This window comes from Thalassospira sp. MCCC 1A01428 (assembly GCF_002115825.1).
Taxonomy (GTDB): Bacteria; Pseudomonadota; Alphaproteobacteria; order Rhodospirillales; family Thalassospiraceae; genus Thalassospira.
In genome coordinates, this window is record NZ_JFJZ01000021.1 from 24,837 (window position 1) to 37,258 (window position 12,422).

General features: G+C 55.0%; 11 protein-coding genes. 3 read left to right on the top strand and 8 right to left on the bottom strand.

Annotated features, from left to right (window positions below):
• Window positions 1-66 precede the first annotated feature (66 nt).
• Window positions 67-1,428 carry a sensor histidine kinase gene (locus THS27_RS15680; RefSeq protein WP_085592499.1) on the bottom strand — a complete coding sequence of 454 codons (1,362 nt, stop codon included), beginning with the start codon at window positions 1,426-1,428 and terminating at the stop codon, window positions 67-69.
• A 133-nt stretch (window positions 1,429-1,561) separates the two neighbouring features.
• On the bottom strand, window positions 1,562-2,845 hold the full coding sequence (gene purD, locus THS27_RS15685; protein WP_085592501.1) for a phosphoribosylamine--glycine ligase: 1,284 nt from the start codon (window positions 2,843-2,845) through the stop codon (window positions 1,562-1,564).
• 122 nt (window positions 2,846-2,967) lie between these two features.
• On the opposite strand from purD, the gene xseA reads away from it, so the two are divergent.
• The 3 genes from xseA to THS27_RS15700 are packed head-to-tail and all read left to right on the top strand — an operon-like array spanning window position 2,968 to window position 7,114.
• On the top strand, window positions 2,968-4,659 hold the full coding sequence (xseA, locus tag THS27_RS15690; protein ID WP_085592503.1) for an exodeoxyribonuclease VII large subunit: 1,692 nt from the start codon (window positions 2,968-2,970) through the stop codon (window positions 4,657-4,659).
• Complete coding sequence (locus THS27_RS15695; RefSeq protein WP_085592505.1) at window positions 4,659-5,516, top strand: M23 family metallopeptidase; 858 nt, start codon at window positions 4,659-4,661, stop codon at window positions 5,514-5,516. Before xseA ends, THS27_RS15695 begins: the two co-directional genes overlap by 1 nt.
• On the top strand, window positions 5,513-7,114 hold the full coding sequence (locus THS27_RS15700; RefSeq protein ID WP_085592507.1) for a gamma-glutamyltransferase family protein: 1,602 nt from the start codon (window positions 5,513-5,515) through the stop codon (window positions 7,112-7,114). The genes THS27_RS15695 and THS27_RS15700 overlap by 4 nt, the downstream gene beginning before the upstream one ends.
• A gap of 57 nt (window positions 7,115-7,171) precedes the next feature.
• Here the strand turns inward: THS27_RS15700 and THS27_RS15705 are convergent, their stop codons facing one another.
• The 6 genes from THS27_RS15705 to THS27_RS15730 all read right to left on the bottom strand — a co-directional run bounded on the left by THS27_RS15705 (window position 7,172) and on the right by THS27_RS15730 (window position 12,418).
• Window positions 7,172-7,678: a MarR family winged helix-turn-helix transcriptional regulator gene (locus tag THS27_RS15705; protein WP_085592509.1), complete on the bottom strand. Its 507-nt coding sequence runs from the start codon at window positions 7,676-7,678 to the stop codon at window positions 7,172-7,174.
• A gap of 176 nt (window positions 7,679-7,854) precedes the next feature.
• Window positions 7,855-8,451, bottom strand: a complete 597-nt coding sequence (locus THS27_RS15710) for a hypothetical protein (RefSeq protein WP_168184912.1) — start codon at window positions 8,449-8,451, stop codon at window positions 7,855-7,857.
• A gap of 63 nt (window positions 8,452-8,514) precedes the next feature.
• On the bottom strand, window positions 8,515-9,414 hold the full coding sequence (locus tag THS27_RS15715) for a lauroyl acyltransferase (RefSeq protein WP_085592513.1): 900 nt from the start codon (window positions 9,412-9,414) through the stop codon (window positions 8,515-8,517).
• Window positions 9,404-10,378 carry a tetraacyldisaccharide 4'-kinase gene (gene lpxK, locus THS27_RS15720; RefSeq protein WP_085592514.1) on the bottom strand — a complete coding sequence of 325 codons (975 nt, stop codon included), beginning with the start codon at window positions 10,376-10,378 and terminating at the stop codon, window positions 9,404-9,406. Before lpxK ends, THS27_RS15715 begins: the two co-directional genes overlap by 11 nt.
• Entirely contained in the window at window positions 10,365-11,654 is a 1,290-nt protein-coding gene (locus THS27_RS15725; protein WP_085592516.1) for a 3-deoxy-D-manno-octulosonic acid transferase, read from the bottom strand. The genes lpxK and THS27_RS15725 overlap by 14 nt, the downstream gene beginning before the upstream one ends.
• Window positions 11,651-12,418, bottom strand: coding sequence for a lysophospholipid acyltransferase family protein (locus THS27_RS15730; RefSeq protein ID WP_168184913.1), 768 nt, complete (start codon window positions 12,416-12,418; stop codon window positions 11,651-11,653). The genes THS27_RS15725 and THS27_RS15730 overlap by 4 nt, the downstream gene beginning before the upstream one ends.
• Window positions 12,419-12,422: the final 4 nt, after the last annotated feature.

Genomic DNA, 12,422 nt, shown 5'->3' on the forward strand with positions numbered 1-12,422 from the left:
GGTTTTGGCGCCGCCATTGGTGTTGCGATCAAAGTGAAGGGTGCCGCCCGCGCCATGTACCAGATGTTACACAATCGACAGGCCAAGGCCCACGCCATCCGCCTTGCCCGTTTGAAACGGCCGAATACCCCGCGTCAACAGGGCCTCGGAATATCCCGGTCCGGTGTCGGCGACGGTCAGGCGGGCTGTGTTTTTCGCAACGTCAAAGGAAACAGTAATGGTGCCGGGCTGGTCACCCAGCGCCTCGCACGAGTTTTTCAACAGATTAAGCAACACCTGACGTACCGTGTCGCGCGGCAGAACGATAGTGTGATTTTCGCTGTGGACCTTGATTGAAATATGCGTGGGCAGGCGATAGCCAAACAATTTAACCACATCGCCAACCAATTGGTCGCTTGATACCTGCACCGGCGTTTCCAAGGTAAAGGATTTGTTTTGCAATAATGAATTTAACAATCGCGTTACCCGGTCCATTTCCCCGGCAATCAGGCCCAGGCGTTCGCGGTGGTCGGGGTCTTCGGTTTCAATTTCCATATTGCGCAGGGCCATTGAAATACCTGATACCGGGTTGCGCAACTCATGGGCAAGTCGGGCGGAAAATTCGCCAATCGCGGCCATTTTTGCCCCGTTTTCAAGCTCTGCCTGTTGGCGTAACAAGGTTTCGGATGCGGCACGCACCTGGTTTTCAAGCTGGTCGGTATGGTCCCGGCTTTGCTGCGCTACTGTGCGCAGGCTGGCCGTCATTTCATTATAGTGGTCATAGATCGGCGCGAGCGGGTCGTTTTCCGATACCGGCCTGATTTCGACAAATCGCAAACTGGCAACGTTATCTAATAATTCCGAAAGTCTGCTAACTGCGCGAAACGCCCGGCGGCGAAACCATATCATCACGGCAATGGCAAGGATCGGGGTTGCGATCAAGGCGATCAGGGCGATGGTAAATTCCTGATCGGCCGACTGGCGGGCCGTTTTTATTGCCTGCTGTTGCAGGGCGTTTTCCTGTGTCAAAACCTTGCGGATCAGGGACAAGGCACCAATCAGGTTGCTGCTGGGGTTATCAATTGGCAAGGAAAGATAATCTGACGCCATTCGCAGGTTTTCGGGCGTTTTGGGTGATAATTGCCCGTTTTGCTGCAATAAATCGTCCAGATCGGCGCGGATATGTGCCAGTTCCATCGCCGTTGGCGGTTGGTGACTGCCAAGGTGGCGGGTCAGCAATTTGCCGATGGCAATGTCGGTTTGCTGTAAACCCTGAATTTGACGAATGTGATTTTCAAGCGGGCTAAGCCGATAGGCCGAATGCCACGCTGTTAAGGCAAGAAACCCAAGTGACAGGATAAGGGCAATGGTTGCCAGTGCCACCGACACCCGAAGAGGCTGCAACAATGTGGTGCGCGCCGACATTGGCCTTGCGTAAGCAGGGGGCATAGGCGGGTTTCCTTGAAACGAAATGAAGTTCACGATCCTGAAAACCGGGGGCCGGTTCAGGATCGTGAAAACAGGAGGTGATTCGTTTCATAGGAACAGATTAAGGCAAACCGATGTTCGCCGTTTTGGCAGATCAGGCCTGTTCGCGGGCAATTGCACGCCAGCCAATATCGCGGCGGCAAAAACCACCGTCCCAATCAATGGTATCAACGGCTTCATAGGCGCGTTTCTGGGCATCGCCAACGCTGGTGCCGCGTGCCGTCACACCCAGAACCCGGCCGCCGGTTGCGGTTAATTTATCGCCATCCATTTTGGTGCCAGCGTGTAAAACCTTAACGTTTTCCATGGCATTGGCGGCATCAATGTTTTTAATTTCGCTGCCTTTTTCATACGATCCCGGGTAGCCTTTGGCGGCCATCACGACCACAAGGGCGGTTTCGTCATGCCATTGCGGGGTAACCTGATCCAGCGTTTCGTTGGCTGATGCTTCTAGAATATCCAGCACGTCGGATTTAAGAAGGCTCATTAAAACCTGGCATTCCGGGTCGCCAAAACGGATGTTATATTCAATCAGTTTCGGGTTTTCGTTCTCGTCAATCATCAGTCCGGCAAACAAAACGCCGCTAAACGGGTGGCCTTCGGCGGCCATGCCCTCGACCGTGGGCACGATAATGTCGCGCATTACGCGATCTTCAACCGTTTTGGTAAATACCGGTGCCGGGGAATAGGCCCCCATGCCGCCGGTATTGGGGCCGGTGTCGCCTTCGCCAACGGCTTTATGGTCCTGTGCCGCAATCAGCGGAATTACATTTTTGCCATCGCACACGGCAAAAAATGATGCTTCTTCACCGCGTAAAAATTCCTCAATCACCAGTTCGGCCCCGGCATCCCCAAATTTGCCGCCAATCATGGCGTCATCAATGGCGGCATAGGCGTCAGCGATGGTTTCACAAATGGTCACACCCTTGCCTGCGGCCAGGCCATCGGTTTTGATCACGATGGGCGCGCCGGTTTTTTCAACAAATGCGCGGGCGTCGTCACGATTGGTAAAGCGGCCATAGCCAGCCGTTGGTACGCCAAATTTGGCGACCATGTCCTTCATGAAACCCTTGGAACCTTCAAGCTGGGCAGCGGCCCCGGTGCAGCCAAAATACTTAATACCGGCAGCTGCCAACGCGTCACCCAAACCGGCAACCAGTGGCGCTTCGGGGCCAACCACCACCAGGTCAACCTTATGATCGGTGGCAAATTTTACCAGACCGTCCATATCGCTATCGGCAATGGCAACACATTGCGCAGAATCGGCGATCCCGGCATTGCCCGGTGCGCACCAAAGTTTGGTCAAACGCGGGCTTCGTGCAATTGCCCAGCATAATGCGTGTTCCCGTCCACCACCGCCAACGACCAGAACTTTCATGACTTTTACCCCGACTGCTTGATGGTCCAGATGTGATCCTTTAGGCTTCACATCTCCACTGCGTAATGTTTTACGTAACCGCGTTAATAATTCACGCGGGCTTTTAGCATAAAGTACCCTTGATGACGCAAGATTTGTTCGACCCATATGCACCGCAACCGCAACAATCTGGCAACCTGCCGGAATTTTCGGTTTCCGATTTGTCCAACGCGCTGAAACGCACGGTCGAGGATGCCTTTTCCTTTGTCCGGGTGCGTGGCGAAATTTCAGGTTTCAAACGGGCATCCAGCGGCCATTTGTATTTGGCGCTTAAGGATGACAGTGCGGTACTTGATGCCGTGTGCTGGCGCGGGGCCGCAGGTAAACTTGGTGTGCAGCCCGAAGACGGCATGGAAGTGATTGTTACCGGGCGTCTCACCACTTTTCCGGGCCGGTCGAAATACCAGATCGTGATCGACAGCATGGAAGTGGCCGGTGAAGGCGCCCTGTTGAAATTGCTGGAAGACCGCAAGAAAAAACTGGCTGCCGAGGGCCTGTTCGAGGCTGACCGTAAACGTCCGATTCCTTTTTTGCCCGATGTTATCGGTATTGTCACCTCGCCCACGGGGGCGGTGATTCGCGATATTATGCATCGCCTGCGCGAACGGTTTCCACGCCGGGTATTATTGTGGCCGGTTATGGTGCAGGGCAAGGGGGCAGCCGAGCAGGTAGCCCATGCCGTGCGCGGCTTTAACGAATTACTGCCGTATGGCGATATTCCCCGCCCCGATGTGCTGATTGTGGCGCGTGGAGGCGGCTCGCTGGAAGATTTATGGGCCTTTAACGAGGAAATCGTTGCCCGTGCAGTGGCGGAATCGACCATTCCGGTTATTTCAGCGGTTGGCCACGAAACCGATACCACCCTGATTGATTATGTATCCGACTTGCGCGCGCCAACCCCGACGGGGGCGGCGGAAAAGGCAGTGCCGGTACGGCTGGATTTATTGGCACAGGTCAACGACGACGGGCAGCGGCTGGCGCAGGCTGTTCGGCGACTGGGGGCAGAAAAACGTATCGCCCTTGATAGTGCCGGGCGTGGGCTGGGCGACCCGAAACGAATGCTCGAAGACCGTGCCCAGATGCTCGATAACTGGTCCGACCGGTTGCCGCGTGCGGTACAGGCGATGTTGCAACAGGCAAAATCGCGGTTGAACGAAACCAGTGCCCGGCTGGTCAGCCCGCGCGAACAATTGTCGGAAAAACGGGGGCGTTTGGAAAATGCCCGGCTGCGGCTGCATGGTGCCATCAGTGCGCGGGTGCAAAGCCAGAAAGCCCGGCTGGACCAGGCGGCGGCGGGGTTGCGCCCCGGCAATGCGACCCGCGACATTAACCGCGAACGTAAACATGTGGCCGACCTGGCCTCACGGCTGAATGCCGCGGTAAAAAACACCATCACCCGCGAAAAAGACGGGCTGGCTCGCTATGACCGGCTGCTGGAAAGTTATTCGTACCGCAATGTTTTAAAACGCGGTTTCGCCGTGGTCCGTGACCGGAACGGTAAATTACGCGCACAGGCAGCATCACTTGTCGACGGGGAAGGATATGTTCTGGAAATGCAGGACGGTGTTGCCAATGTGGTGGCCGGTCATGCAGTCACAGGCGGCAGTACCCAAACCCCGCCTGACGGGCAAAACAACCCGGCGCCGGATGCAGATCCAGAATCGGTGAAAACGTCGCCGGATGATGACGCGCAAGGTCGACCGAAACCTGAAAAACCCCGGCGCAAAAAAGATCCGCGCCCCAAAGATGATGACCGCCAAGGGAGCCTGTTATAATGCGTTGGGTAACGAAACTGGCATTTATTGCAACCGTGCTGGCCGGAATGACGGCGGCGGGAATGCCCGCACAGGCCAGCGCGCCGGAATTTAAAGGTGCGTTTAGCCAGGGCGGGGTTGTCTTTGGTCAGACAACGCCGGGCACCAGCGTGATGCTGGACGGCGAAAAGATTGATACAATCGCCCCGGATGGCAATTTTGCCCTGGGATTTGAACGCGATTATCAAGGCCCGGCCACCCTGACATTGACCCATGCCGATGGCAGCACCGAACAATTCACCTATCCGATCAAACACCGCGAATTTAACATTCAGCGTATTGATGGTTTGCCGCCCAAAATGGTGACGCCGGACCCGACAGTGATGGACCGGATCAAGGATGATTCCCGCCAGGCCCGCGAAGCCCGCACCGAACGATTTGCCACTGAATATTATAAATCCGGCTTTATCTGGCCCGCGACCGGGCGCATTAGCGGGGTTTATGGATCGCAACGCATTTTAAACGGCCAACCGCGCGCGGCCCATTGGGGGGTTGATGTTGCGGTACCAATGGGAACACCCGTTGTTGCCCCGGCGGACGGGGTTGTAACCCTTGCCCATCCCGATATGTATTTTTCGGGCGCAACATTGTTTATTGATCATGGCCTTGGCGTTGTTTCGGCCTTTTTGCATTTGTCGAAAATTGACGTCAAAGTTGGCGATGTGGTGCATCAGGGCGATGTGGTGGCGCATTCGGGGGCCAGTGGCCGTGCCACCGGGCCGCATCTGGACTGGCGGGTAAATGTTGGCCCAACCCGCATTGATGCGGCCTTGCTGGTGCCACCGATGGAACAGGTTTTGGCGGGGGCGAAAAAATGACACCTCGCCGGGGCGATGAAACCTGCCATACCCGGGGTGCCGTAGCCGCCGGGCACGAACAAACAGCCCGCGCCGCACAGGACGTGCTTGAGGCGGGGGGCACGGCCTTTGATGCGATTATTGCTGCAATGTGGACGGCCTGTGTGGCGGAACCGGTGCTGGCATCGTTGGGTGGTGGCGGTTTTTTAATGGCCCGACCCGCAGGGAAAACACCCCGGTTATATGATTTTTTTGTCGAAACACCGCTCGCCAAACGCCCGGGTGAAAGCCTTGAATTTGAAAGCTGTATCGCCCGGTTTGCCGGGGGTGTAACGCAGGAATTTCATGGCGGTTACGGGGCTGTGGCAACACCGGGTATGGTTGCCGGGTTATTTGCGGTGCATGGCGATTTGTGCCATTTGCCGATGGCCGATTTGGCACAGTCGGCCTGCAAACTGGCCCGTGACGGTGTCGTCATCGATGATTTCCAGAATTACGTTATGAATATTGTAACCCCGTTACTGGGGTTTTGCGAAGAAACCCGGGCAATTTATGGTGCCAAAGGCGACTTGCAACAGGCAGAATGTGATGGCACTGGCACTGGCACTGGCACTGCGTTTCGCGTGGCGAATGCGGGTGATCTCCATGTTCAGTCGCAACTGGCCGCAACGATTGAAGAACTGGCAAAAAGCGGTGCGGGCAGCTTTTATCAGGGCGATATTGCCCAAACCCTGATTGCGGCCTGCCGTGACAATGGTGGTTATATTACCGGCGATGACTTGGCGTCGTATCGCGTTTTGGTGCGCGACCCGTTGCTGGTCAGCGGGCGTAACGGGCGTTTTGTTTTAAACCCGCCGCCGGCATCAGGCGGGGTTTTGGCCGGGTTTGGTTTGAAACTGGCGCGCGATTTGGAACTGGGTGATTTTGGCGATGCCCGCCATCTTGATGCGATATCCGAAATTTTGCGAACAACGTCAGTTGTCCGGGGCGAATACGGGGCTGCCCCGTCGATATTGGGGGATGAATTTTGTGAAGGGTATCGAAGCCTGATCGGCGACCGGCCCTTAACCCAAAACGGTACCACCCATATTTCGGTGGTGGACCAGTTTGGCAATCTGGCGGCAGCAACCTTGTCAAATGGCTCGACTTCGGGGCGGATGATACCGGGCCGAGGTGTTTTGCTTAATAACATGCTGGGCGAGGCTGATTTATCGCCCGACGGCTTTCACACCTGGCCTTGCGGCGTACGCATGACATCAATGATGACGCCAGCCTTGTATTTGGCGCAGGATGGCACGGCGGTGGCGTTGGGGTCTGGCGGGTCAAACCGTATCCGTTCGACCATGATGCAGGTATTGTTGAACCTTGATGTGTTTGGCATGTCACTGGAAGATGCGATTGCCGCACCCAGAATGCATTTTGACGACGGATTGTTGTCCATTGAACCGGGCTTTGACCTTGCCATTCTGGATCAATTGCGCTTGAACGAACAACATCGCTGGCAGGAAAGCGATATGTTTTTTGGCGGCGTACATGCAGCGGCTCTAAACGCAAAAGGCGACAAGCTGGTGGCTGCGGGTGATTCACGGCGCAATGGTCACCATTTTATCGTGCCTTGAACACATCGTGTGTGCGGCCACGTTTATGGTTGTCGGTTTTGATCGTCGGAAGATGTTTTATGCTGCCGAGCTGTTTTGATCGGGCGAAATAACAGCCGCAACATCAAGAAGCGGCGACGCATCTATTTTTTCAGCATGCATCATGGTTGCCACCCGTTGCAGCGAGGACAGCATCTGGGTTTTTTCCCAGGCTGGCATTTCCTCGAACTGGCGAATAAATTCTTCCTGCAACAGATCGGGGGCATTGGCGATGATTTCGCGTCCGCTATCGGTCAGCACGGTATTTACCACGCGTTTGTCGGTGGTGGATCTGCGCCGTTCCATTAAACCACGTTGTTCAAGGCGGTTTAATATGGTGGTGACGGTCGCCTGACTTAGCGAAACATGATTGGAAATGCGGCGTACGGTTACATTTTGTAATTCATCAATCGCCCGTAAAACCATCACCTGCGGAATGGTCAGTCCGCAAATTTTCATCATGCGTTTGGAATGCAAATCGGTAGCGCGAATAATCTGCCGCAAGGTTACCAGAACATCCTGCCAATATGGTTGCTGGTTTTCCAATGTAAAACCTTTTGTACTGTAGAACGTAGGGTCAAACCCGTCGGAACCAAGACGTGATCTTAAAGGCCGCGACGGGCCATCTAAGGGTTACCGGTTAGCGGTCTTTGGGGTGAAAATCAATTAAATTGAATATAATTTGCTACCCCAAACGGTCATGGCGGCTATTCGTTGCCAGTCTATCCCTTAAAGCGGCGCAATAATAAATATAATGCGCCAAATATTGCCGCCAATACCGCAAGGACCCCAAGAATAAGATAAAACTTTTCATACCGCAGATCACTGGTCTGGCGGTTTTCCATATAAGTCAGGATGCGCTTGCGTAAATCGTCAATGTCGGGGGTCAGGTCGCGCTGCGGTATGTACAGGGGTAACCCGGCCCGCGATAGCAGATCATTGGTTTTGTTCATGCGTTCGTTATAAAGCGCATAACGTTCCTCGGCGGTGCGCACATCATTTAAAGGTGTTGATGCAGCATCCTGATCAATGCTGCCCGATTTCAGGGTAACAGCGGGCCGGGCAAGGTTTCGATATGGCCCGGCAAAGCAGTTTGCCAGGGTATCGGGGCCGTTTTTGCAGTGAATAACACGGTCTGGCGCGGCTTGCAGGGCATCCCGGATGCGTTTTTGCAAATCAAGATCAAAGCGGGCAATCGTCAGGCGTAACTGTATCGCGTTGTTGCGAATGTCGCTTTGTTCCGATGCCATACCGCTGTGGGCAAAAGGCATCACAAACAGGATTACCAGCACCATACCGGTCAGCAGTCGCATGCGCACGGCATTGTCCTTCATCGCATTCCGGTAGGCCATCTTCGGGTCAGCGGAAGTTCCAGGTCAGGATCAGTCAGGCCAGCGGCGATGTACCCACAGCCATTGTGCAGGACGCTCGCGGATCCAGCCTTCCATGATGGCGTTTACGTTCGTCATGATTGCAAGAATATCAGCATGGCGATCGCTGGTTTTAACAATATCGAGTTGCGGGTAAAAGGTCATGCGGAAATACGCCCCGTGCAGGCGTTCCAGGCGTACAGGTACGGCCGGGGCATCATAACGCAGACAAAATTGCGCCAGTGCCGGGGCCGTCATGGCATCGCGACCAAAAAACGGCACGGCAATGCCGTCATTCATTTTCTGATCAACCAGCATGGCGGCATGGCCGCCTTTGCGCATAAAGGCCGTTAGCTTGCGTGCGCCTTCCGGCCCCTTGCGGACCAGTTCGCCCTGAAAACCGCGCCGGGCACGGGTGAAAATTCTGTCGACCCAGGGGTTGTCGGGGGCACGGTATACGCACATCATGTCAAGGTCCATTGCCCGGGCCAGCAACATGGCAACTTCCCAGTTACCAACATGCGCGGTAAAAAACTGGCCGGGTTTGTCGTCGTTTTTAAGGGCAAGACCATTTTCCAGCCCAACCACTTCCAGTCGTTCCGACCCGGGCCGGATATTATGGATATGGGGAACTTCGGCAACACTGCGACCCAGATTTTCCCACATATCGCCGATAATTCCGTCGATCTCGGCGGTATTTTTTTCGGGAAAGGCCCGTTCCAGGTTTTTGCGGGCACGTCGCGTGACACTTAGTTTGGGGCCAATCCAGCGGCCAATACGGGCACCAAAGGCCGATGCCTTGTCAATCGACAGGGCCGCAAACAACCAGAAAAAGATATGCGTAATCAACCCCTGCAGGGGATAGCTGAAAAAACGCTGAAAATTACTGATGTTGCTGTTCTTATGCGCCATTGGCAAATACCGTTTTGATCAAATTTATCACGCCAGCCATATCGTCAAATTCCAGGGCAATGCGCAGGGTCTTTATGGTGTTTTGAGCGGCGAAAGGCAAGCGCACCAGGTCTTTTTCTGTGGTGACCAGCTGCGCGCCATGCTTTTGTGCCAACCCTTGTAATGCCTGTATTTCGTCAGGTTTATACATGTGATGGTCGGCAAAATCATGTGTGCCAACAATGTCGGCATTACAATCACGCAGGCTTTGATAAAACTTTTCCGGGCGTCCAATGCCGGCAAAAGCGACAACTTTTTGCCCGGCAAAATCAGTGGGGTTTTGCACAACGATTTTGGCGGTGAAAACCGGTATATGGGCCGGAATATGTTTTTGGACACCGGTTTTATCATGGCCAATGATAATGGCCGCGCCGACTTTGGCAAAACCGCTTCGCAATGTTTCGCGCATTGGCCCGGCTGGCATCACCCGGCCATTGCCAAAACCGGTGGCACCATCAATAACAACAATGCCCAAATCTTTTATTACGCCGGGGTTTTGCAACCCGTCATCCATGATAATGACATCGGCACCGGCTTGTTTGATTGCGCGCGCACCCGCCGCACGATTTTGCGAAATCCATGCCGGGCCTAAACGCGCCAGCAACAGGGGTTCATCCCCGACCTGCATGGCGGTATCGGTTTTAATGGTAACCTGATGCGGCCCGCTCAGGCTTCCGCCATATCCCCGGCTTAAAAAATGCGGGGTATGGCCAAGGTCGCGCAAAATGGCCTGTAATGCCTGGGCCGACGGGGTTTTGCCTGCTCCGCCCACTGTGAAATTTCCCAGGCAAATGACCTTGCAGCCGGGGTGAAAGGCCGTTGTCGTTGCCTGTCGCCACGCGGCACCGGCACGCCATATCCATGATGCCGGGCTAAGTATATGGGCCAGGAAACCGTTTTTTTGCCAAAAGTCAGGGGCGTGCATGGGGCCCCCGGCACGCCACGAACAGGTCGTTGATCGCAGTCATGGTACGATCAAGTACTTCGGCCTTGCTGCTGGCATAGGTGCTGGCTGCCTGGGTTAGCGCCGTGCAGGCTGCCGGGTTTGTCAGCAACTGGTCAAGCTGGCGGGCGAGATCTTCGGCATCCGTACAGGGGCGGCAGGCGCGCTCGGCCAGCATTTCGCGGCTGATTTCGCTAAAGTTGCTCATATCAGGCCCATGCAGGATCGCACAGCCCAGCCGGGCGGGTTCCAGCGGGTTTTGTCCGCCACCGACAGCCAGGGTTTTGCCAATAAAGCAGATTGGCGCCAGCCGATAATAAAGCCCCATTTCGCCAATGGTATCGCCCAGAAATATATCGGTATCGCGGGTAATGATGTGTCCCATGCTACGCCGGGCTACGCGAAGGCCCTTTGCCATCAGGGCGGCCTCAATGGCGGGGGCGCGGTTGGGATGACGCGGCACGACAATGGTTAACAGGCCACGGTGTTTTTCGCGCAGTTTTACGTGGATTTCTGCGGCGATGGTTTCTTCGCCCTCAAAGGTGCTTGATGCCAGCCAGACCGGCCGGTTATCAAGTTGTTCGCGGGTTTTTTGAAGGTCTGTTTCATCAACCGGCAACGGAAGGGCAGCAAATTTAAGATTGCCGGTGGTCATAACGTTTGGTGCGCCCAGTTCGGTGAAATGGGCGGATTCTTCGCTGGTTTGCGCCAGAACAACATTAAAACAGGCCATGACCGGGCGAATGAAAGACGAAAACCGGCGATAGCTTTTAAAACTGTGTTCGGAAATACGGCCATTTAGCAGGGCAATTTTTGTCCCCGACTTGCGTGCTCGCGTCAGGATATTGGGCCATAAATCGCTTTCCAGCCACAGGGCGATATCAGGCCGCCAGTGGTGCAAAAACCGGGCAACATAAACCTGCCGGTCAACCGGGATGAACTGGTGAATAACCCCTTCGGGCAGGCGCTCAAGCATCATGCGCGCCGAGGTAACCGTTCCGGTTGTGACCAGTATGTGAAATTCGGGATGGTCGCGTTGCAGGCGATCAATAACCGGAAGCGCTGAAAGGGATTCCCCCACACTGGCCCCGTGGATCCATACCAAAGGGCCGTTGGGGCGCCGTTGGCCCGGATGACCAAAACGTTCGCCAATGCGGCCAGGGTCTTCCTTGCCGCGGTTTTTACGCCGATGCAGATAAAGCCCAACAATTGGGCCTAACATGCGCGTTGCCGCGCGATAGGCGTAAAACAGGCTCATTGTGTGGCGTCTCCGGCGTCACGGCGGGGCCGTTTTTGTTTGGCCACTTCATCAAGCCCTGCCGGTTCGATAATGTCCAGACCATATTCACGGTCGTATTTCTGGGTCAGGCTGATGAGTTTGTCTTCCAGTTCCTGGCGTTTTGCTTCCAGCCCGTCATTGTCCAGCCCCTTGTCCACGTAAATTGGATCCCCCCAGGAAAAGGACCCGCTGGAAAATGGAAATGGCAATACAAACCGGTCCCAGCTACGCATAACCCGGCGGCTGGTTATGGAATAGGTCAGCGGGAAGATGGGGACGCCGCTCATTTTGGCGGCAGTGATAATGCCGCTTGAGGCACGCATGCGCGGACCGCGCGGGCCATCGGGGGTCATGCCAACAACTTCGCCAGCCTTAAGGGATTTCAAAATGCTGCGCAGGGCATTGGCCCCGCCTTTGCCCTTGCCGGTGGATCCGGCAATGGTCGCAATGCCGAAATGGCCAATGATACGCGAAATGATTTCACCATCACGATGTGATGAAATCAGCATGTTAAAAGGGGTGTTCCCCCCCACAATTTTCCAGGTATAGGGCATCATCAACAGGCGTTGATGCCAGAAAGCAACAATAAAGGGTTGCCCGTTTTCCAGCATCTGGCGTGGCAAGTCGGTGCCGTTTTGGCGCCAGCGCCCTGTATGGCGAATGACACGAATATAAAATGCCGCCAAATGGCACAGGGTTGCCCGTGCCATTTGGCTTTTGATAATTCCCTTATACCACTTCACGCAT